General features: G+C 71.2%; 19 protein-coding genes. 7 read left to right on the plus strand and 12 right to left on the minus strand.

The window, feature by feature from the left end; genetic code table 11:
- Window positions 1-14: 14 nt before the first annotated feature.
- Window positions 15-884: a 3-methyl-2-oxobutanoate hydroxymethyltransferase gene (gene panB, locus OG386_RS29940; RefSeq protein ID WP_328790681.1), complete on the minus strand. Its 870-nt coding sequence runs from the start codon at window positions 882-884 to the stop codon at window positions 15-17.
- 284 nt (window positions 885-1,168) lie between these two features.
- Here panB and OG386_RS29945 point away from each other — a divergent pair, with 284 nt between their 5' ends.
- On the plus strand, window positions 1,169-2,197 hold the full coding sequence (locus OG386_RS29945) for an endonuclease/exonuclease/phosphatase family protein (protein WP_328790682.1): 1,029 nt from the start codon (window positions 1,169-1,171) through the stop codon (window positions 2,195-2,197).
- Window positions 2,198-2,296: 99 nt separating this feature from the next.
- On the opposite strand, the gene OG386_RS29950 is transcribed toward OG386_RS29945, so the two are convergent.
- The 4 genes from OG386_RS29950 to OG386_RS29965 all read right to left on the minus strand — a co-directional run bounded on the left by OG386_RS29950 (window position 2,297) and on the right by OG386_RS29965 (window position 7,746).
- Window positions 2,297-4,051, minus strand: a complete 1,755-nt coding sequence (locus OG386_RS29950) for an NAD+ synthase (RefSeq protein ID WP_328790683.1) — start codon at window positions 4,049-4,051, stop codon at window positions 2,297-2,299.
- Window positions 4,052-4,121: 70 nt separating this feature from the next.
- Window positions 4,122-5,393, minus strand: a complete 1,272-nt coding sequence (locus tag OG386_RS29955) for a DUF4352 domain-containing protein (RefSeq protein WP_328790684.1) — start codon at window positions 5,391-5,393, stop codon at window positions 4,122-4,124.
- 158 nt (window positions 5,394-5,551) lie between these two features.
- Window positions 5,552-7,195, minus strand: a complete 1,644-nt coding sequence (locus OG386_RS29960; RefSeq protein WP_328790685.1) for a multicopper oxidase family protein — start codon at window positions 7,193-7,195, stop codon at window positions 5,552-5,554.
- 92 nt (window positions 7,196-7,287) lie between these two features.
- Entirely contained in the window at window positions 7,288-7,746 is a 459-nt protein-coding gene (locus tag OG386_RS29965; RefSeq protein ID WP_328790686.1) for a hypothetical protein, read from the minus strand.
- An 84-nt stretch (window positions 7,747-7,830) separates the two neighbouring features.
- On the opposite strand from OG386_RS29965, the gene OG386_RS29970 reads away from it, so the two are divergent.
- Together OG386_RS29970 and OG386_RS29975 are read left to right on the plus strand one after the other, a co-directional pair.
- Window positions 7,831-8,532 (plus strand): DUF998 domain-containing protein, encoded by a 702-nt coding sequence (locus OG386_RS29970; RefSeq protein WP_328790687.1) that lies wholly within the window; start codon window positions 7,831-7,833, stop codon window positions 8,530-8,532.
- Window positions 8,533-8,549: 17 nt separating this feature from the next.
- Entirely contained in the window at window positions 8,550-9,464 is a 915-nt protein-coding gene (locus OG386_RS29975) for an alpha/beta fold hydrolase (protein ID WP_405790700.1), read from the plus strand.
- On the opposite strand, the gene OG386_RS29980 is transcribed toward OG386_RS29975, so the two are convergent.
- The 4 genes from OG386_RS29980 to OG386_RS29995 all read right to left on the minus strand — a co-directional run bounded on the left by OG386_RS29980 (window position 9,449) and on the right by OG386_RS29995 (window position 11,901).
- Window positions 9,449-9,868: a CBS domain-containing protein gene (locus tag OG386_RS29980; RefSeq protein WP_328790688.1), complete on the minus strand. Its 420-nt coding sequence runs from the start codon at window positions 9,866-9,868 to the stop codon at window positions 9,449-9,451. The two genes, OG386_RS29975 and OG386_RS29980, sit on opposite strands and share 16 nt — an antisense overlap.
- A gap of 161 nt (window positions 9,869-10,029) precedes the next feature.
- Complete coding sequence (locus OG386_RS29985) at window positions 10,030-10,740, minus strand: DUF305 domain-containing protein (RefSeq protein WP_328790689.1); 711 nt, start codon at window positions 10,738-10,740, stop codon at window positions 10,030-10,032.
- A complete protein-coding gene (locus tag OG386_RS29990) occupies window positions 10,737-11,438 on the minus strand; it encodes a DUF3105 domain-containing protein (RefSeq protein WP_328790690.1) in 702 nt (233 codons plus the stop codon). The genes OG386_RS29985 and OG386_RS29990 overlap by 4 nt, the downstream gene beginning before the upstream one ends.
- A gap of 58 nt (window positions 11,439-11,496) precedes the next feature.
- On the minus strand, window positions 11,497-11,901 hold the full coding sequence (locus OG386_RS29995) for a hypothetical protein (protein WP_328790691.1): 405 nt from the start codon (window positions 11,899-11,901) through the stop codon (window positions 11,497-11,499).
- Between the two features lie 172 nt (window positions 11,902-12,073).
- Between OG386_RS29995 and OG386_RS30000 the strand changes: the two genes are divergently transcribed.
- A complete protein-coding gene (locus OG386_RS30000) occupies window positions 12,074-13,435 on the plus strand; it encodes a glutamine synthetase family protein (RefSeq protein ID WP_030717411.1) in 1,362 nt (453 codons plus the stop codon).
- 300 nt (window positions 13,436-13,735) lie between these two features.
- Here OG386_RS30000 and OG386_RS30005 read toward each other — a convergent pair whose 3' ends face one another.
- Both OG386_RS30005 and OG386_RS30010 read right to left on the minus strand, forming a co-directional pair.
- Entirely contained in the window at window positions 13,736-14,569 is an 834-nt protein-coding gene (locus OG386_RS30005) for a PIN domain-containing protein (RefSeq protein WP_328790692.1), read from the minus strand.
- A gap of 287 nt (window positions 14,570-14,856) precedes the next feature.
- Complete coding sequence (locus tag OG386_RS30010) at window positions 14,857-16,266, minus strand: hypothetical protein (RefSeq protein ID WP_328790693.1); 1,410 nt, start codon at window positions 16,264-16,266, stop codon at window positions 14,857-14,859.
- Window positions 16,267-16,479: 213 nt separating this feature from the next.
- Here OG386_RS30010 and OG386_RS30015 point away from each other — a divergent pair, with 213 nt between their 5' ends.
- The 3 genes from OG386_RS30015 (at window position 16,480) to OG386_RS30025 (ending at window position 19,095) form a co-directional block, all read left to right on the plus strand.
- Window positions 16,480-16,653, plus strand: coding sequence for a hypothetical protein (locus OG386_RS30015; protein WP_328790694.1), 174 nt, complete (start codon window positions 16,480-16,482; stop codon window positions 16,651-16,653).
- A 707-nt stretch (window positions 16,654-17,360) separates the two neighbouring features.
- Window positions 17,361-18,032 carry a DUF3223 domain-containing protein gene (locus tag OG386_RS30020; RefSeq protein WP_328790695.1) on the plus strand — a complete coding sequence of 224 codons (672 nt, stop codon included), beginning with the start codon at window positions 17,361-17,363 and terminating at the stop codon, window positions 18,030-18,032.
- A gap of 595 nt (window positions 18,033-18,627) precedes the next feature.
- Entirely contained in the window at window positions 18,628-19,095 is a 468-nt protein-coding gene (locus OG386_RS30025; protein WP_328790696.1) for a hypothetical protein, read from the plus strand.
- A 99-nt stretch (window positions 19,096-19,194) separates the two neighbouring features.
- On the opposite strand, the gene OG386_RS30030 is transcribed toward OG386_RS30025, so the two are convergent.
- On the minus strand, window positions 19,195-21,261 hold the full coding sequence (locus OG386_RS30030; protein WP_328790697.1) for a PIG-L family deacetylase: 2,067 nt from the start codon (window positions 21,259-21,261) through the stop codon (window positions 19,195-19,197).
- Window positions 21,262-21,408 lie beyond the last annotated feature (147 nt).

A 21,408-nucleotide genomic window follows, 5' to 3' on the forward strand; every position in this document is an offset into this window, starting at 1 on the left:
CGTCGCTCACCCCATCAGTGGAAGGCGTGCTCCGGCTGCGGGAACGTCCCGCCGACCACGTCCTCGGCGAAGGCCCTCGCCGCGCCGGTCATGGTCTCGCGGAGCTCCGCGTACTGCTTGACGAACTTCGGCATCTTCCCGCCCGTCAGGCCCATCATGTCGGTCCACACCAGCACCTGCGCGTCGCACTCCGCGCCCGCGCCGATGCCGACCGTCGGGATGTGCAGCGACCGGGTGACCTCGGCGGCCAGCTCGGCCGGGACGAGCTCCAGCACCACCGCGAACGCGCCCGCGTCCTGCGCCGCCTTCGCGTCGCGCAGCAGCCGGTGCGCGGCCTCGTCGCCGCGGCCCTGCACCCGGTAGCCCATCGCGTTGACGGACTGCGGGGTCAGGCCCAGGTGGGACATGACGGGGATGCCGGACTGCACGATCAGCTCGGTCTGGGCCAGCGAGCGCTCGCCGCCCTCCAGCTTCACCGCGCCGACCCCGGCCTCCTTGACGAGTCGGGTGGCGCTGCGCAGGGCCTGCACCGCGCCCTCCTGGTACGAGCCGAACGGCATGTCGCCGATGACCAGCGCACGGCTCGTGCCGCGCACGACGGCCGCCGAGAGCATGGTCATCTGGTCCATCGTCACCGGGACGGTGGAGTCGTAGCCGAGGTGGCAATTGCCCATGGAGTCACCGACGAGGATGACCGGGATACCGGCCTCGTCGAAGACGGAGGCGGTCATCGCGTCGTAGGCGGTGAGCATGGGCCACTTCTCGCCGCGTTCCTTGGCGAGGGCCAGGTCGCGGACGGTGATGCGCCGGGTGCCCGTGCCCCCGTACAGGGTGGCGGAGGCCGCGGATGCGGGTTCGCGGGCAGGCGAAACGGCAGGCGTCATTGCAACTGCTCCTTGTGTCATCTCGAGGCGCCCTTACGACGTCCCCGGACTTACCCCCATGGTGGCATCCACGCGGGCAAAGGCGGAAGTGGTCAGTGCGAGCCTGACCACGGGATCCAATGTGCGCGTTTCGTGACAAGCGGAACCCTCTGCGCACGGCCGTTCGTCCTCCCGGACGTACGACCGTGACCGACGGTCGTGACGTACGGCACGGAAGGCTCCGGTTCATCGCCTAGGGTCAAGGGGCGGGGACGGAGCGCGAGCACGGCAGTGAGGGCAGTGGTATGGCACAGGCGTACATGACGGAGTCGGGGAACGGCGGCTCGGAGTCCGAGCCCTCCGGGACCCGATTCCGGCGCCGGCTGACCGTACTGCGCAAGGACCCCGGTATCTGGCGGCGGGGCCGGGTCCTCGCCGGGATCGCCGTAGGGATCTCGCTCGTCATGATCTTCCACGCGGATCTGCCCAACGACGTGGGCAACCTCGGCAGCCTCACCGAGACCTTCCTGCCCTGGTTGGGCCTGGCCGTCCCGTTCCTACTGGCCGGGGCCGTCTACCGCAAGTCCGCCACCGCGCTCCTCGCGGTAACGCTGACGGCCGCGGTCTGGGCGAACCTCTTCGGCGGCCTGGTCAGCGACAAGTCCGGCTCCGGCGGCAACCTGGTGGTGGCCACCCACAACGTCGACGCCGACAACGCCGACCCGCGCGGCACCGCCGAGTCGGTGGCCCGCTCCGGGGCCGACGTGCTGGCCCTGACCGAGCTCAAGGGCAGCGCCGTCCCCGTCTACGAGAAGGCCCTCGCGGCCGTGTACAAGCACCACTCCATCGAGGGCACCGTCGGCCTGTGGAGCAAGTACCCGATCAGCGCGAGCGCGCCCGTCGACATCCGGATGGGCTGGACCAGGGCCATGCGCGCCACCGTCACCACCCCGCAGGGGCCGGTCGCCGCCTTCGTCGCCCACCTGCCCTCCGTTCGGGTCAAGCTGAACGCCGGCTTCACCGCCAACCAGCGCGACGACAGCGCCGGCGCGCTCGGCGCCGCGCTCGCCGCGGAACCGCTGAAGAAGGTCATCCTGCTCGGCGACCTCAACGGAACCATGAACGACCGCGCCCTGTCCGAGGTCACCTCGCAGATGCGCTCCACCCAGGGCGCGGCGGGCGACGGCTTCGGCTTCAGCTGGCCGGCGCAGTTCCCGATGGCCCGGATCGACCAGATCATGGTCCGCGGCATCCGGCCGGAGGCCTCCTGGACCCTGCCCCGCACCGGCAGCGACCACCTTCCCGTCGCGGCCCGGGTCACCGTCAAGCCCTGACGGACGCGGTCGTGCGACGGCCCCGGCCGCTCTCCTCGGAGAGCGACCGGGGCCGCGCCGTGTCTGCCGCCGGCGTCCAGGCGGGGTGTCCCGCGGCGGCTACGCCCGCTCGCGCCAGCCGTTCGTGATGGGCAGCCGGCGGTCCTTGCCGAAGCCCTTCGCGGAGATCTTCGTGCCCGGCGGGTACTGGCGGCGCTTGTACTCCGCCGTGTCCACCATCCGCAGGGTCTTGGCCACCAGCTCCGGGTCGAAGCCGGCCGCCACGATCGCGTCCATGCCCTGGTCGCGGTCCACGTACATGGCCAGGACCGCGTCGAGCACCGGGTAGTCCGGCAGCGAGTCCGTGTCCACCTGGCCCGGGCGCAGTTCGGCGCTCGGCGGCTTCACGATCGAGTTCTCCGGGATCGGCGGGACCTCGCCGCGCTCGGCGGCGGCCCGGTTGCGGTACTCCGCGAGCCGGAACACGTCCGACTTGTAGACGTCCTTGATCGGGCCGTACGCGCCCACCGAATCGCCGTACAGCGTGGAGTAACCGACGGCCAGTTCCGACTTGTTGCCCGGGGCCAGCACGATGTGGCCCTCCTGGTTGGACAGCGCCATCAGCAGGGTGCCGCGCAGCCGCGACTGGAGGTTCTCCTCGGCCAGGCCGGTCAGGCCCAGCGAGCCCATGTACGCGTCGAACATCGGCTCGATGGGGACGGTCCGGAAGTTCAGCCCGGTGCGCTCGGCCAGGTCGGCCGCGTCGCTGCGGGAGTGGTCCGAGGAGTACTTCGAGGGCATCGAGACGCCGTGGACGTTCTGCGCGCCGATCGCGTCGCAGGCGATGGCGGCGACGAGCGCGGAGTCGATGCCGCCCGAGAGCCCGATCAGGACGGAGCGGAACCCGTTCTTCTTGACGTAGGCGCGCAGTCCCACGACCAGCGCGTCGTAGACCTCCTCGTCGTCGTCGAGCCGGTCGGCGTAACCGCCGGTGACCACCGGCTCGTACGGCTCCACGGGCTCTTCGGAGAGGATCACGCGCTCGATGCGCAGCCCGTCGTCCACCACGCCCTCGGGCGCGTCGGGGTGGGCGGCCGGCAGGTCGAGGTCGACCAGGACGCAGCCCTCGGAGAACTGCGGGGCGCGGGCGATGACCTCGCCGTCGGCGCCGACGACGATCGAGTCCCCGTCGAAGACCAGCTCGTCCTGGCCGCCGATCATCGCCAGGTAGGCGAGGGTGCAGCCGGCCTCCTGGGCGCGCTTGCGCACCAGCTCCAGGCGCTGGTCGTCCTTGTTGCGCTCGTAAGGGGAGGCGTTGACGGAGATCAGCAGGCCGGCCCCGGCGGAGCGGGTGGCGGGGACCCGGCCGCCCTCCTGCCAGAGGTCCTCGCAAATGGCCAGGGCCACGTCGACCCCGCCCACCCGGATCACCGGCTGCGTGTCGCCCGGCACGAAGTACCGGAACTCGTCGAACACGCCGTAGTTGGGGAGGTGGTGCTTGGCGAAGCGCAGGACGACCTGCCCGCGGTGCAGAACGGCGGCCGCGTTCTCGGGGGAGCCGGCCGGGCGGCCCAGGCGGGGCGCGGCCCGCTCGGTGCGGTCGAGGTAGCCGACCACGACCGGCAGCTCGCCGAGGCCCTCGGCCGCCAGGCGCTCCGCGAGCTCGCGCAGCGCGGTACGGGAGGCCTCCACGAAGGAACCGCGCAGGGCGAGGTCCTCGACGGGGTACCCGGTCAGCATCATCTCCGGGAACGCCACCAGGTGGGCGCCCTGCTCGGCGGAGTGCCGGGTCCAGTGGACGACCGAGTCGGCGTTGGCGGCGATGTCGCCGACGTGCGAGTCGATCTGATTCAGAGCGAGTCGAAGTTGAGGCACGGGCCCAGTGTAATCGTCTTTCTGACGCGATGTCCTGGGCCCCGCCTGTTTCCCGCCCGGTGACGCTCCGTCAGCCGATCGGGCCCGCGTACTTCACGCTGCCGAGCCCGACCCCGGCGGAGATGTCCGCGGTGATGCTCTTGGTGCCCTTGGGGAGCTCGAAGGCCACGATCCCGCTGGCGGTTTCGCCCGGCATGATCGAGCCGCTGATCATCTTCGGCACGCCGCTGCCGTCGATGACCATGTCGGCGGTCATGCCCTGGTCGTCGCGGACGTTGGGCATGGCGTAGATCACTTCGTGCGGCGCGTTCGAGGCGTTGGTGATGGTGACGGTGAGCTGGACCGCGTTCTTGATCCTCTTGCGGGAGTACTCGTCCTTCGCCTCGTACTTCGTCGGGGTCGAGAGGCTCACCTTGACGCCGTTCGGGTAGGTGAAGGTCTCGCCGAACGGCAGCGCACTGGTCAGGCCGGGGACCTGGGTGGGCGAAGGGGACTTGGAGGGCCAGGGCTCACTGCTGGGGTAGTCGTCGCCCGGTCCCCAGTCCCTCTCGACCTGCCGGTCGATGCGACTGTCGGCCCGATCGACGACCAGGACGGTGAGGAAGAAGCCGCCGACCGAGGCGAGCAGACCGAGCCCGGCGAGCACGGTGCCGACGACGGCCATCGACTTCCTCGGGGCGCCCTTGTTGGCGCGGACGATGCCGCCGATGCCGAGGCCCACGCCGACGGCGGCGAGCAGGGTGCCGGCCCAGAAGAGGAACGGGATGATGCCCAGGAAGATGCCGAAGCCGCCGGTGATGACGGCGGCGACCGCCAGGCCGTTGTTGTTCGGGGTGGCCTGCGGGTAACCGGGGTAACCGGGGTAACCAGGGTGACCGGGGTAACCGGGGTACACGGTTCCGGGGTAGCCGGGGGTGGGCTCGCCCCACGTGTGGCCGGGCGCACCGGGTGCACCGGGCGTGCTGGGTGTGCCGAAGCCTGCGGCCGCCGGGGTGGGCGCGGACGGCGACGGCGGGGCGAACGCCGACGGGGCGGGAGCCGGCGCCGGGGCGGCTGCGGCGGGTACCTCGGGCGCCTCGGGCGCCTGGGCCGTCTTCGGCGCCTCGGGAGTCTCCGGCGCCTCGGGGGCCTCGGGGGCCTTCTCCAGCGAGAGCGGCTGCGCGGGTGCCTCGGGTGCCTCAGGGGTCGCGGGTGCCTCAGGGGTCGCGGGGGCGGCCGGGGTCTTCTCCAGCGAGAGCGGCTGCGCCGACGTCGGTATGGAGTCCGTCTCGGGTGTCGGGGTGCCCGCCGGCTCGGCCGGCGGACCGGCGGGAGTGCTGGGCGGGTTCGGCGGGGTGCTCATACCGGCGGGGGCGTCCTTTTGTCGCGGCAGTCGTGATCACCGCAAGGGTGCCATGCCCGCGCCCGGGGCCCACCCCAATTCCCGCCCGCGTGCCGGCCGCCCGCTTCCCCGCGCGGCCCGGCCCCGCCCGGCCCGGGGCCGGGCGGGGCCGTCCTGGCCTACAGCTGGTAGCCGAGCACCGTCATCATCCCGGACTCCGAGTGGTAGACGTTGTGGCAGTGCGTCATCCACAGCCCGGGGTTGTCCGCGTCGAAGTCCACCGTCAGCCTGCGCCCCGGCAGGAGGATCGCGGTGTCCTTGCGCGCCCCGCCCTCCTGTCCGCCCAGCGCGAAGGTGTGCCCGTGCAGGTGGACCGGGTGCCACATCGGCGTGGCGTTGGCGAACTCCAGCCGGACCCGCTCGCCCGCCCTCACCGGGTGCCGCTGGTCCGGCGTGTACGGCTTGCCGTCGAAGGCCCAGTTGTAGTTGGTCATGTTGCCGGTGAGCCGGAGCTGCACCGTACGGTCCGGGTCGCGCGGGGCCAGCGCGACCGATTCGGCGGCCCTGAGCGCGTCCGCCATCAGCGGCGGCCCGTCCAGTTCGGCCGGCCGGGTCGCGGCCGTCGGCGCCGCCCCCGACCCGGTGCGCAGCACCGCGAGCGCCGAGCCCTCCTTGCCCTCGGCCAGCGCGGTGAGGGGGAACACCCCGTCCTTGGCGGTGACCAGGACGTCGTACCGCTCGCCCATGCCCAACAGCAGCGACCCCGTCTTCGTCTGCTCCACCGGGTGGCCGTCGGCGTGGGTGACCGTCAGTTCGTGGTCGCCGAGGGCGATCCGGAAGGCGGTGTCCCCGCCGGCGTTGACGATGCGCAGCCGGATCCGGTCGCCGGGTTCGGCGGTGAAGACCGAAGGGTCGTCCGCCACCCGCCCGTTGATCAGGTAGTAGGCGTAGACGACGTCGCCCGCGTCCCCGCCGAGGTAGTCGCTGAAGCCGCCCATGGCGACGTAGGAGCGCTTCCGGGCGCCCTTGGAGGACGGGGAGGGGGAGGCGCTCCGGCCGTGGGTCGCGTGGGCTCGGCCGTTGCCGTTCATGCCCTTGCGGAGCTCGGCGAGGACGGCGTCCGGGGTGGCTCCGTCCACCCCGTCGATCCAGTCGTCCAGGACCACCACCCACTCCTTGTCGTAGGAGAGGGGCTCCTTGGGGTCCTCGATGACGAGCGCGCCGTACAGGCCGCGGTCCTGCTGGACGCCGGTGTGCGGGTGGAACCAGTACGTGCCCGGGTTGGGGACGGCGAACTTGTACGGGAAGGACGCGCCCGGGGCGATGTCCCGCTGGGTCAGCCCCGGGACCCCGTCCATGTCGTTGCGCAGGGAGAGGCCGTGCCAGTGCAGGGAGGTGGCCTCGGGGAGGTTGTTGGCCAGGGTGAGGGCGAGCGTGCCGCCCGCGGTGGCCCGGACCTCCTGGCCCGGCAGCTTGTCCCCGTACGCCCAGGAGCGGACGGTGATGCCGGCGCCGAGGTCGAGCGGGGTGGCGGTGGCGGTCACCTTGACTTCGGTGAGGGGGCCGGTGGCGTTGCGGGCGGCCTCGGCGGCCTGTACCTCGGGCCCGGCCGGATCCACGTACCCCTCGGGCACGTCCGCGGCGGAGCCGCCGTGGTTCATCGAGCCGTGGCCGGAACCGGCGGAACCGGCGGAACCGGCGGAGCCGGCGGAACCGGCGGAACCGGCGGAACCGGACGATCCGGAGCAGGCGGCGAGCAGCCCGGAGCCGAGGACGGCCGCGGACGTACCGAGCACGGCGCGACGGGTGGGAAGAGAGCGCATGGGAGCACCTCGTGGGTGTGGTGTTGCGGATGCAAGGGCACGGATCGGCGCCGCCCCGGGCATGCGCGGGCATGCGGGGCGGCGGCGTCGGCCTATGCCCGCAGGACCGCCAGCCGGGTGAGGAGCTCGCGGGGCGAGGGCGGGTCCGGACCACCGCCGGACCGGACCGGTATGCGGGCCGCGCCCCCGAGCGGCGCGGTGCGTCGGGATCCGGTCCGGCCGGTGCCGATGAGCAGCACGACGAGCCCCGCGAGCACGGCGAGGCAGACCGACGTGGGGTCCATCTCGGTCGCGGGCACCGCGTGCCCCCACCAGGGGACCGTGGGGGAGGACGTGTCGGTGGTCGCCGGGGCCGAGGTGTGGCGCGTGCCACCCCGTCCGGCCGTGGCGGGCTGTCCCGCCGAGGCAACGGAGTGAGCCGCAGACACGTCTTCCACGGTGTGGGACTCAGTCGGATGACCCAGGGTGTGCATGGTGACGATGCCCAGCAGTAGCGCGGCGAGCAGCAGCAACCGGGCCCCCGGGGCGGCTCGCTGAGCACTGCGCGTCATGCCGGGAACCCTACCGGGGGTGGGTATCCGATCGGAGGACCGACCCCGCATCTGCTTAGGATTAGTCACACTATGTCCCCACAAGTGTCCCCACACGGACTCTCGCCGCGGACCGCGTGGCCGGTCGCCACCCTGATCGGTCTCGCCGCGGCCGCCTACACGGCGTGGGTGCTCGAAGTCGTCCTCTCCACGGGCCTCAACCCCATCGAGACGTACGTCAGCGAACTCGCCGCCCAAGACCAGCCGCTCGGCGGCCTCTTCCGGGCCACCGACTTCACCGCCGGCCTGCTCGCCTTCTCCGGAGGGCTCCTGGCGCTCTCCCGGCTGCTGAAGTACGCGGAGTCCCGCCGGGCCTGGGCGGTCATCGGCTGGGCCGGTGTCGCCCTCTTCGGCGCGGCCACCGCCGCCGACGCCTGGCTGCCGCTGAGCTGCCAGCCCACCGTGGACCCCGAATGCGCCGCCCGGGAGACCGCCGGACTGGTCCCCGCGACCCACCAGGCACACGCCGTCAGCAGCAGCCTCGCCATGACCGGGGCCCTCGTCGGCCTGGTGGCCCTCACGGTCGCCGCCCGCCGCTACGGCTGGTTCGCCCCGCTCGCCCGCTACGGCCCCGCCCTCGTCGCCCTCGAACTGCTCGCCACCGTCTGGACCCTGTCCGCGATCGCCCTGTTCACGGCCGGGCGCGGGACCTGGGCGCTGGGCGCCGGCCAGCGGCTCCAGGTGCTCCTGGTCGCGCTCTGGCTGGGCCTGCTCTCCTACTCCGTCCACAAGGAAGGCCGCACGTGAGCGTCACCGGCCGGTTCGTGCGCGTCGACCACGTCGAGGGGGTCGAAGGGGGCGAGGGCGCCCACCGCGTCGACGGTGTCGACGGGGTCCCGCTGCACGTCGTCGTCGAAGGCCGGGGGCCCGTGTGCGTCCTCAGCGCCGGGCTCGCCATGGCCTGGTTCGACTGGGACCCGGTCGTCGCACCGCTCGTCGCCGCGGGCCGCACCGTCGTCCGCTTCGACCGCCCCGGACACGGCCTCAGCGGCCCCGCCACCGAGCCGCCCACCACCGCCGGGGAGGCCCACCGCATCGCCGGACTGCTGGACGCGCTGGGGCTCGGCGCCCGCGCCGCCGGACCCGTCACCGTCGTCGGGCACTCCATCGCCGCTTTCCACGCCGAAGCCTTCGCCCGCCTGTACCCCGAGCGCACCGCCGCGCTCGTCCTGGTCGACGGCAGCACCGAGGAGGCCCCGCACACGACCCTGCCCGTCGCACTGCGCACCGGGGCCGCCCGGGCCCTCGGCCGGGTCGTGACCGCCGCCGGACTGCCGGCCGCGCTGGGACCGCTGGCCCGCCGCGTCACCGTACGGGCCTCCCGCACCGGCGGCTCCGACCCGGCCGCACGGGACCTCGTACGCCGCTGCTACCGCACCGGCCGGGTCTGGCGCGGCGCCCTGCTGGAGAACTCCCGATACCTGGACATGGCCGCCGAGCTGCAGGCCCTGCGCGGGACGCACCCGCTGGCCGCCCCCACCACCGTCCTGGCCGGCCACGACGGCTCGGCCGGGCGCCCGGCCCTGCGCTGGCTGTCCCGGCAAGCGGACCTCGCCGACCTGCTCGGCGCCCGCTTCGAGGTCGCCGAACCCGCCGGCCACCTGGTCATGCTGGACCGCCCGGGCCAGGTGGCACGGGCGGTCCTGGCAACGGCCGGGCAGGGTCAGACCCGCGCGTAGACCTTCTCCACGAAGGTGGCCATCTGGTCGTCGGAGAGGTGCTGGGCGAGGTCGGCCTCGCTGATCATGCCCACCAGCTTCTTGTTCCGGATGACGGGCAGCCGGCGGATCTGGTGGCTCTGCATCTCCTCCAGCACGTCACCGACGTCCGCGCCCGCGTCGATCCAGCGCGGGGTGCCCTGGGCCATGTCACCGCAGGTGACCTTGGCCGGGTCGTGGCCCTTCGCCACACAGTTCACGACGATGTCGCGGTCGGTGATGATGCCGCACAGCCGCTCCTCGGCGTCGCTGATGGGCAGGGCACCCACATTGAGCCGGGCCATCAGCTGGGCGGCCCGGTCGAGGGTCTCGGTGGCGGGAATCCACTGGGCCCCGGGGTGCATGATCTCTGCGGCAGTGGTCATCGCTGAACCTCCTGAGCACACCGTTCGACACCGGGCGCGGACGCGTCCGGTGCGGCGCGGTCCCCCACGGGCCGGTACGGGTCCCACACGGCGGCCACACGGCGGAGCACACGCCCGTACGGGTGAGAGGGCGCCTCTCACCACGGTACGGGCGTGTCCCGTCACCCGCGCGGCGCGGCTCCGCGCTGGCGCAGCATGTCCGCCATCAAGGTGAGCTCCGAGCGCTGCGCGTCGACCATGCCCTGAGCCAGCGCCCGCTCGACCGGGGTCCCGCACTGCTGCGCACAGCCCTCGGCCATCGTGACGCCGCCCTTGTGGTGGTCGGTCATGAGCTGGAGGAAGAGGACTTCCGCGTCCCGGCCCGAGGCGGCGCCCAGCTGGTCCAGCTCCTCCTTGGTGGCCATGCCCGGCATCAGCGCGCCGGGCTTGGCGGCGTCGTGCCCCGCATGCCCGCCGTGGCCGCCCGACGTCCCCATCCAGGACATCGGAGGCTCGCCGGCCACCACCTTCGGCAGCCCCCACAGGTCCAGCCAGCCGAGCAGCATGCCCCGCTGGTTGGCCTGGGTGTTGGCGATGTCGTAGGCGAGGGTGCGCACCGCCTCGTCCTGGGTGCGGTCGCGGACGATGAAGGACATCTCCACCGCCTGCTGGTGGTGCACCGCCATGTCCCGGGCGAAGCCCGCGTCCGGTGACCGGAGCTCCGGAGTGCGGGGCGCCGCCGTACGGTCCGACGGGCCGGAACCGGCGGAACCGCCGCCGTTCGCGGCGGCCACCGTGGCGGCCGCCGCGAACAGCAGGGCCAGCAGGACGGCCGTGCCCGCGACCCAGTACGTACGGGGGACGGGACGGTCCGGGCGTGCCGGGCGGCTCACTTGCCGGCCAGCCCGCTCGTGCAGGCCGCGCCCGGCTCCGGGGTCTGCTCGCCCTGCACGTACTTCGTGAAGAACTGCGACACCCGCGGGTCGTCCGCGCCGTCCACGGTCAGCTGCTTGCCCCACGCGCTGAGCATGATCGAGCCGGTCTGCTCCTTGATCGGGCTCATCAGCGTGTACGGGGTCTTGCCGACGGTCGCGGCGAGCTTGTCCACGTCGGCCTTGGGGGCCTTCTCGTTGTACGTCACCCAGACCGCGCCGTGCTCCAGCGAGTGCACGGCGTTCACCTCCGGCACCGGGTTCTTGTAGACGTCACCGTTGCAGTTCATCCAGCGGGGGTGGTGGTCACCGCCGACCGGCGGGTTCATCTCGTACTTCACCGGGGTCTCGACGTGGTTGCGGCCCAGCGTCTTCGCGTCCCAGAGCTGCTCGCCCGCGACCGGCTGCTTGCGGATCTCCTCGGCCTCCTTGCGGATCTTCTCCGCGGCCGCCTGCTTGCGCTGCTCGGCCTGCTTCTGGTCGATCAGCACCCAAGCGCCGAAGCCGACGAGGCCGACGACGACGGCGGACGCGACCGTGATCGCGATGGCCTTGTTGCGCCGCTCCCGGATCTGGTCGGCGCGGCGCATCTCGGCTATGCGCGCCTGACGGGAGTTCGGGTCGGTGTTCTGGTTGGTCCTGCCGGACTTGCTGGCCATGTGCCCTGGTTTCCTTCTGCTGAGGGGGGTGGATGAACGCGAAACCGAACCGGACCGCTCAGGTCCGCAGCACCTGGAGGGCAAACAGGTCGGGGGCGCGTGGCGGAGCCCCGTACATCCGGATCCGCGATGCCCCGGAGGCGATCGCGGCGGGCGCCGGCGCACCCACGGGGCCGGTCACGGCGGGCGGCGGAACGGGCAGCACACCCGGAGTGATGCGCGTGCGCGGCGAGCAGCCGGGCAGGTCGTCCGGAGACACGCAGACGGCGCGCGCCGGCGCCCCGACCCCTGCTCCCGCCCCTGCCTGCTGCACCTGTGCACCCGGCGACGGGACGTGCGACTCGCCCGAACGCGCACACAGCAGCACCGTGCCGGCCAGCACTGCGAAGACGACCAGCAGGACGGCACGCCGAAGCCCGGGACGTCCGCGACGCCCCGACTGCGTGTGCTGCCGGCCCCCCATGGGCGCAGATGGTAATGCTCATGACTGCTCCCAGGTCAGTGCGGGGGTGCCGCGAGCTTTCCCGTGTGCGTAATGTGGCGGAAACCACGACTGGCGATACTGGGCGCGCCCGACTGTGCCCCGACGGTCGAGGCGGTGGTGCACAGGCCGTCTGAACTGCGAGGATGAAGGCATGGACAAGCAGCAGGAATTCGTCCTCCGGACGCTTGAGGAGCGCGACATCCGCTTCGTGCGCCTGTGGTTCACCGACGTACTGGGCTTCCTCAAGTCCGTCGCGGTCGCGCCGGCGGAGCTGGAGCAGGCCTTCGACGAGGGCATCGGGTTCGACGGCTCCGCGATCGAGGGCTTCGCGCGGGTCTACGAGTCCGACATGATCGCCAAGCCGGACCCGAGCACGTTCCAGATACTGCCGTGGCGCGCGGAGGCCCCCGGGACCGCCCGGATGTTCTGCGACATCCTGATGCCGGACGGCTCGCCGTCCTTCGCGGACCCGCGCTACGTCCTCAAGCGCATCCTGGCCAAGACCTCGGACCTGGGCTTCACCTTCTACACCCACCCGGAGATCGAGTTCTTCCTGCTGAAGGACAAGCCGCTGGACGGCACCCGCCCGGTCCCGGCCGACAACTCCGGCTACTTCGACCACACCCCGCAGAACGTGGGCATGGACTTCCGCCGCCAGGCGATCACCATGCTCGAATCGATGGGCATCTCGGTGGAGTTCAGCCACCACGAGGGCGCCCCCGGCCAGCAGGAGATCGACCTCCGCTACGCCGACGCGCTCTCCACGGCCGACAACATCATGACCTTCCGCCTGGTCATGAAGCAGGTGGCCCTCGAGCAGGGCGTGCAGGCCACCTTCATGCCGAAGCCGTTCTCGGAGTACCCCGGCTCGGGCATGCACACCCACCTGTCCCTCTTCGAGGGCGACCGCAACGCCTTCTACGAGTCGGGCGCCGAGTACCAGCTCTCCAAGGTCGGCCGCTCCTTCATCGCGGGCCTGCTGAAGCACGCCGCCGAGACGGCGGCGGTCACCAACCAGTGGGTCAACTCCTACAAGCGCATCTGGGGCGGCTCCTCCCGCAGCGCCGGCGCGGGCGGCGAGGCCCCGTCGTACATCTGCTGGGGCCACAACAACCGCTCGGCCCTGATCCGCGTCCCGATGTACAAGCCGGGCAAGACGGGCTCCTCGCGCGTCGAGGTCCGCTCGATCGACTCGGGTGCCAACCCGTACCTCACCTACGCCGTCCTCCTCGCGGCCGGCCTCAAGGGCATCGAGGAGGGCTACGAACTCCCGGCGGGCGCCGACGACGACGTCTGGGCCCTCTCCGACGCCGAACGCCGCGCGATGGGCATCGAACCCCTCCCGCAGAACCTCGGCGAGGCCATCTCCCTGATGGAACGCAGCGAACTGGTCGCCGAAACCCTCGGCGAGCACGTCTTCGACTTCTTCCTCCGCAACAAGAAGCAGGAGTGGGAGGAATACCGCTCGGAGGTCACGGCCTTCGAACTCCGCAAGAACCTCCCCGTCCTGTAAGGGCAGGTCAGCACCCCTGCGGGCCATGCACAACACTCCGGGCCGGCGGTCGACGACCACCGGCCCGGAGCCGTCTCACTACCCCTGGGCCGTCTGTGGGCCGTCCGACGCGGAACCCGAGGCCTTGTAGACGGGGTCCCTTCGAGCCGCATGCCGTCCTTGGCCGGCAGTGAGGCAGGTATGCCGTACCGGCCGTCGGCCATCAGCCACGCCGCCACAATCCAGCGATGCGGATTAGTGGACACAGCTCCGCCGGCGACACGTGAAAACCTCCCCCACCTCACTGGGGACGGACTTCGCCTACTTTCGATCCGGCTCGATCCCCGTCCCGGCGTCGTTGCGCAGCTTCAGCACCGGCAGGTTGAGCATCTTCGCCCGCATAGCCATGCCTGTGTCGTACGTGACCAGCTGCACGTCGCCTGCTGCCATCGCGTAGACGGCCAGGGCTCGGTCGACGATCTCGTCGTCCGCCTCAGGAAGCCGCACGTGGCCCGGGGTGTCGGTAAGCACCTCGACCTTGCTCGGGCCGAGGGATACCTTCTCGGTCAACAGCCGGTCGAGGACAGCCAGGCTGTACCCGGCCCGCCATCGGGTGCGCTGGTTCCTTGACTCCTTCAGCTTGTCCAGTTCGTCGACGACCACCATCGGTACCACGACTGCCACAGGCAGGCGGCCCTCAACGCCGAGAAGCTTCGCGAAGTCGGCCTCCTCCAGCTTCACTTCGTGTTCGATGAAGAACGACGTGTCAAGGACGGCGACGACCACGAATTCGGGCCAGCGCCGCATCTGAGCCTGGAAGGCCTCCACGGCCTCACTGAAAGCGTTGACGCGCTGCCGGAGCTCGAGGGACACCAGCCCGTTCACGAGCCGCCCCTGTTCGCTTCCCGCAAGGTGTCCGACACCGTCGAGAAGCGATTGGTGCATCCGCGTGCGGATCAGGTTGTCGATGTCGCGGCTGGTGACCTGGGAAGTGAGCATACGGACGGCCTCGTTCGCCCATTCCAAGTAGGCGAGGAGTCGTGGGTACGCGGAGGGAAAGTTCTTTCCCTCCAGGTTCTCCGCTGCGAGGTGGAGGGACCGCAAGGTCTTCCAGACGTTGTCCCGGTGTGCACCGGGTATGGGGGTTACGACCATCTTGGGATCATGCCAGTTGCCGCCCCGCGCCCGTGCGAAATTCAAATGCGATTCTGCTGGCCGAAGGCTCCTCCACAGTCCCGCGGGGCGGGGCACGGGGTTCTGCGGGTACAACTAGCGTCGTATCGTGACCAGGCCGAAGGAATTCGCTCCGGACCAGATGGGACGGGGCACTAGCACCTCCAGGTCGCCGACGGCCCCCCATCCAGCGCCGCACCCTCCAGGGGTGGGCGCGCCCGCTACCGCGATGGCCTCGCGGTAGCGCCGAGCGGACTGGTTGAGCGTGATCAGCGCCGCCGGAACCACCACTTTGGCGGAAACTCGGAGTCGACTGCCGCCGTCCAGAATTCCTGCATGTCGCGCTTCTGTCGGCGTGTGGCGCCCAGGATGTTCAGAAGGTCGGAGAGCTGGCCCCGTCGTGTGGGCATCGTGGTGCCAGCGAACCAGCTGGCTACTTCCTTGGTCTCGTTCTGCTCGTCGAACCCGGAGAAGATCAGGCTTGAGATCTCCTCGTCCGTCCAGCTGCGCTTCGCCTGCTCCCTGATGTCCGTGAGCCGGTCGCCGAACATCTTTGTGAACGCGAGCAGACCGGGATTGGCACCGGGTGTCTGACCGGGTTGCGTGTCGGGCTCCTTCGGGGGCACGGCACCCTCGGCGAGGTCCCGCGGTGGTGGGGCCCAGGTCTTATCGTCCCTGGACGGCATGCCGAAGAAGTCACCAGTCGCAGGTTCGGTCATCAGGTAATTCGGGTTGTCCTGGGGTTGTTCCGGGACAACGGGCGACTCGGTCTGATCAGTCCCGTCCGGATTCTGCTGCGGGCCTTGTGGTTCGGGGAACAGGTAGTCCTTGGGTTGTTTCGGACCTGCATGCGGGACCCAGGGATCACGCCGAGAGAGGGGGGCCCGCGGGGCGGGGTCGACGCCGATCAGGTCCTCGAGGTCGTCGAGTTCGTCGTCTTGGGCCTCGAGCTGTTCCTGGGCTGCCTGCAGGACGTCGCGGATCTGCTCCAGCGGCGGGAGCCCCAGGTAGTCCGGGCTGGCGGCCGAGGGCTCCGGAGCGCTGTCGTTGGCCCTGTCGTCGATGCTGTTGACGGCGAGGCGTTCGCGGGAGACCTGCTCTTCGGCGGCCAGACGGAGCTGGTAGGCCTTCTCCTCCGCCCGGCGGGCGTGCTCCAGCTTCTCGTCTGCCTGGCGCCGGTACTCCCGGGAGATCTGCAGTTCGCTCTCCAGCTCGGCGCGGACGTCCTCGCGGGCCCGGTCCCGCTCCACCTCCAGCACTGTGCAGCGCTCCTGGAGGATGGAGACCATGTTCTCTAACTGCGCCCGCTGGCGCTCCGAGGAGGCCAGCTTCTCCAGGGCCTCGATCTGCCGCATCCGTGCGTCGTCCAGACGCAGCAGGGCTTTGGCTACCTCATCGGTGCCCCGCGCTACCGGCACCGGCAGCGGGGCCGGCTCGGGGGCCGCGGTATCCACCAGGGCCGCCTCGGCCTTCTTCGCGGCTGCCAGGAGGCGCAGGCCCTCCGCCTTCTGGCGGTCACGCATCTCCGGCTCTGTCACGTAGCGCTCGACCACGGCCTTGAGGAGGTCCTCGGACGGCAGGCGGCTGCCGCTGCGGAACTCGCTCCACGAGGTCGTGCTGTAGGCAAAGTGCTCCTCAAGCGTCCGGATCGCCTTGCCGAGCGTCACTTTGCCAGCCACACGGCCAGCTCGTTCGCCTGCTCGGTCCGGCCTCGTAACGCGCCCAGCGGTCGCCCCATGGCTCCCCCGCATCCTGTTGTCCCGGGAACAACCCGGGGATTGTTCCCGATCTTCGGCCGCCACCTGCAAGGACGCTTGTCCCCCGGAGCGGACAATCACACCATCGAAGACGGTGAGACCTCCACCCGATCAGACGATCACAGGAGGCCCGCCGTGACCACCCCCAACACCACCCAGCCCCCGCGCCGTTCCTGGCCCTACGTGGTGGTCGCCATCACCGTCCTTGCCATCCAGCAGGGCTGGGACGCCCAGCAGGTCACCACCCTCGCCGTCAGCCTCCTCGTGCTCGTCGCCCTGATCACCTCCGCAGGCCGCGGCAACGACTAGGCGCTGGTCTTCGGTGATTGAGTGGTTCGGCCTCGGTTCGGTAGCCCACACGTCCAGCGCCGTGTTCGTGGGCGCGGGCCGGTGGTTCAGAGAAGCAACCACCCCAACCATTCCAGACCGCCAGTACACCGGCGAGGCCATGAGGCAGCCGGTATGGCCGCCGCTGACCGACCTGGCTAGACCTACGGATCAGAAGGCGAGGGCGCAGGGACGGCCGGCGGAGTACGGTCCGCTCATGTAGTCCGACTCCTCTCTCCCGATGTCCTGAGTGCAGTCAGCCGATGAAGTTCGGCGGATTCGCTCGCTGCGATTGTGGCGGTGAGCGCGTTGCCGCGGCGTACGGGGCCTCTCGCAGCGCCACATCTGGTGGCAGTGGGCGGATCGGCCGGAGGCTTCACCGGAGGGCTGTCCTCACCCGGAGTTGTTCGGTGGCTGACCCCAAGCGCAAGGGTGGGTGTCCAGCTGCGTGACAATGCCGAGGTACACCGGCGGAAGAGCGCGGACCACCAGCGCAGGTGAGAGGGGCACCGGCCCGGGGCCAAGATCCCACCCAGGTTGCTTAGGACGTAGAGGTCGCGGATTCGGACGGTGGCGGGAATCTCGCGACCACCTGTCCAGTTCAGTCGTGCGGGCTGCGCACACCGGAGCTGGCGAGCACACTGCCCCATTAGGGCCGGTACGGCTATCAGCGACGAGGGGTGGGGCACGTGGCACGGCTGGAGTATCGGATCAACGGCGAGCACTTCCGGACACAGAAGGCGCTACGGGAACGGATCCAAGGGATCATGAACTCGTACCGCTTCGACGAGGTGGTCGGCGAGGCCGACGAGGAGTTCCTGCGGGACCTGATCACTCTCCACCCGGACTACGAGGAGAAGGCAGGGCTTGGGGTCGGTGGGTTCGTGGTGGTGCGGACCGAGTGGAACAACCGTGGGCTGATGCTGGTCCGGATCGACGGCTCGGACATAGACATCTCGTGGCAAGACTGCCTCAAGGCGACTCCTCACGGCCGGCAGGTGGACGGGTGCCTGCGGCGGGCGGTCAAGCCCCAGGTCCTCGCAGTACTCACCGAGGCATTCGCGCATGGGCCTGTGGTGTGCGCGGTCACGGGGGACAGCATCGCCTCGCCCCGCGAGGCGGACGTGGACCACTATCAGCCCGTGTTCAAGGAACTAGCTGCGAGCTTCATCCAGGAACACGGCGGGCTAGAAGCGTTCGTCATCTCCCCCGACAAAGCGGCTGGCTTCTCAGTTGCCGAGCTGGAGAACGCAGCACTCGTTACGGACTGGCAGGAGTACCACCGCAAGCACGCCAATCTGCGTGTCGTCACCAAGCATGCCAACCGATCGATCCTCCGTAGGAAGGCCCGCGACGAGTGAGCGCCGCCTGAGGCTGAAGGGTGTCGCCCGGAGGGGGAGCCTCAGCCCGCCTCTCCGCGTCTTCCCGCACAGCTGAACTGGAGACTCGACGCCAATGAACTCTTCCGCCTGACGTCTGAGCTCGGTTCGCGTGCACGGTATGCGATAGAGATCGCTGAATGACGGACTCCTTGTAGGCAAAGTCGCAGCTCGAGGGCCAGACATGGACTGCAATAGGCGTTCCCACCCGGAGCTGTGTGCTGAGGCCGTCCGGGCCGCAGTAGTGACAGGCCTGGGGGGCTGACTCTGGGGCGTCGGAGGGTAGCGGCGGTGGCCAATGACGGCCCCTCGGGTGCTGGGTGGGATGGGGGCCGTAGAGGTTGGGCGGAGTACCGCAGCGAGGCCACGGCCTTCGGACTCCGCAAGAATCTCCCGGTGCTGTAGCCGCAGCTCAGCGTGTACGTCACCGGGCCGGCGGCGCCTAGCATGGGGCTGGTGCCCGGGTGGGCTGCGGGGAGAACGGGTGCGGGGGAAGAGCGTGAGTAGGAGCAGGGGCGGCTTGTGGGCGGCCGTTGTGGGGGCTGTCGGGGTTGCGGTGTTCGTCGGGGTGCTTGGTGTGGGTGGGGCCTTGTTGGGGGCGGAGGGTGAAGACGGTCTCGACGGCAGTTGGGTTCGGGAGCCCGCCGGGGCCGAGGTTCCGGCACGCGCCGGGGGAGATCCGGCGCGCGGCACCGTCGCGGCGGAGCTCGCCGCCGCCGCGGCTGCGGCCGGGCTCGCCCCGGGCGCCCCGTACCCCGCGGAGGAGGGGGAGCTCGCCGACTGCATCGCGGACTGGAGGGGCGACGGCCCCGCCGCCGACGACCGGCTGGCGGCCCTCGAAACCGCCCTGGAGGAACGCGGCTGGCAGGTCACGGCCCGCCAGGGCGGGCCCGCTGCGGCGGTGGCCCTGAAGAGCGGCTCCTGGCGTCTGCACTTCACCAACGGCGGCCTCATCGACACCCTTTCGCTGGTGGCCACCCGCTCCGGCCGCACCTGCGAAGAGGCCTTCCGCCGCGCCGAAGCGACCCGCGGCCCGCGCGGTTAGGTCGTCACCTTCCGGATCTTGCCGGTCGCGCCCGTGCCGTTCGGCGCCGCGCATCTCGCCCGGCTGCAACGTCGTGAGGCGCCGTGCCGGGCGACGGCGTCAGTGGACCGCGCGGTGCCAGGTGGGGCGGTTGGGGGTGGTGGGGGTCGTCGTCGTGTGGAGTTCGGCGTCCAGGCCCAGGACCGCCGTCGTGATGGTGCCCGAGGGTTCGAGGACGGCCGACGGGGCGCCCGCGAAGAGCATGCCGGATTCGACCCATGCCGGGGGGCCGCCGAGGCCCGTGGTGCTGATGGTGCCGCTGTCCGCGCGGCCCACCATGAGGCGGCCCGCCGCGCCGACCGCGCCGTAGCCCGCGCGCCCGCCCGCCTCCGTGACGCTGGAGACCTGGGGCCGGACCGAGGGGCCCGCCGTGACCAGGGCGGTGCGGACGACGCCCGAGTCCGGGCGGCGGAAGAAGAGGCGGACGCCCGCGCCGTCCGGGGCGGCCGAGAGGGGGACCGTGGTGGCGGGCAGGCCCGTCGGTGCGGGGCCGAGCAGCGGGGTGTCCGGGGTGCGCTGGGTCCAGGCCAGGACGGACGTCGTGGTGGTCGCGTACACGTGGCGCCGCCCGGCCGCGTCGATCGCCGTCACCGGGTCGCTCTGCAGGTCCTCGCCGCCGAGCCGCTCCCACGCCGAGAAGCTGCCGTCCGGCTGCTGGGTGCTCGCGCGCAGGGTGCGGCGCGAATCGCGGAGGTAGACGGTGAGGAGGCCCCGCGCGTCCACGGACACCGCGGGCGCGCTGATCGCCGAGGTGCCCTCGTCGTCGGTGCGCTCCGGGGTGCCGAGCGACTGCCACGGGCCGAACGGGCCGTCGGGCACGGACTGGACGGCGTACACGACCTCGCGCCGGTACTCCGCGGGCGTGGAGCCGAAGGTGGTGCGGGTGGCGAGGACGGCGATGCGGCCGCCGGGGAGGCGGGCGGCGGTGGCGCCCGGGTCGATGCCCGTCCCCGGGATGAAGACCGGGCCCGCCCAGTCGCCGCCGGCGCTGCGGGACCAGTACGCGCTCTGGCCGTCCAGCGTCGCGAAGGCCCACAGGCGGCCGGGCGTTCCCTCCGTCAGCCAGGAGGTGTTGTCGGCGCGGGTGTAGCGCAGCGACTGGGCCCAGTTGCGCCCGGTCGGGTTGCCCGCGACCTTGCGGTCGCCGCAGCCCGACGGGCTGCCGCAGTAGTCCTGGTGGTCCTGCCAGGCGTAGGTCTTCAGGAAGCCGGTCTTGGTCTCGGCGGTCTGCGGGTCCAGCGCGTGCGGGAGGGTGCTGTTGTGGTAGCCGAGGTAGCTCTGGACCGTGAAGTGCGGGCGCCGGCTGACCTGGGCGGCGTAGGCGGCGGTGGCGGCCTGCACGAAGCGGGCCCCGTACATGTGGTCCTGGTGGTCGGTGTACCGGCCGGTCCCGTTCTCGCCGTACCGGTTCGGCGTCGGGTCCTGCATCCGTATCGTCGTCGGCCGGTAGCGGTCCAGGACCTCGGCTATCGCCTGGACGAGCTGGTCCTTCGTGTACGTGAACGGCTGCTTGACCGGGGTGCCGGAGCTGAGCTGGGCGTCGAGCGCGGGTATCCGCCCGTTCCACAGGCCGCGCAGGCTCTCGGGGGTGTCCCCGCCGGTGCTGCGGGCCTCCCTCAGCATCAGCCACACCAGGTTGACCTGCGGCTTCGCTATGAGGACGTCGAGTTCGGCCTGCCCGCCCCCGGCGGTGGGTATGACCGTACGCTTCCACGCGCTCGTGCGGTCCCCGGTGGCCATCTGTGCGTACGCGGAGCGGATGCCGTTCTGCCGGGCCTCCGCGTAGTGGGCGCGGTCGGCGGGCTGTTCGGGGTCGGAGGCGGCGCCGCCGTGGGCCTCGTTGCGGCCGTCGGACTCGCCGGAGGTGAGGTAGGCGGTGGTGACCTGGGTGCCGGACAGCAGGGACCGGCTGAGGTCCGGGTTCATGAAGAACAGGTCGTCGTCGGGGTGGGCGACGATCTGGACGACCGAACCGGCGGTGATGCTCGCGGGCCGGGCCGCGGCCGGGTTCTTCTCCTGGGTGGCTTGGGCGGTGGTCTGCTGGCCGCCGGCCACGGAGAGCACACCGGTGGCGCCGGCTGTCAGCACGGTGAGCAGGGCCGCGAAGCGGCGACGGGTCACGGGCATCGGGTCTCGCCTCGGGTCAGTTCTGGGCGGGAGAAAGCGTCCAACAGTCAAAGAGAGGGCGATTCGGTGGACTTGGTTCACCGAATGCGCAGATGACCGGTGCTTTTCTCCGACAAAATGCGGACGTTGTTCGTCCCTTTATGGCGG

The sequence above is a fragment of the Streptomyces sp. NBC_00273 genome, from assembly GCF_036178145.1.
Classification (GTDB): Bacteria; Actinomycetota; Actinomycetes; order Streptomycetales; family Streptomycetaceae; genus Streptomyces.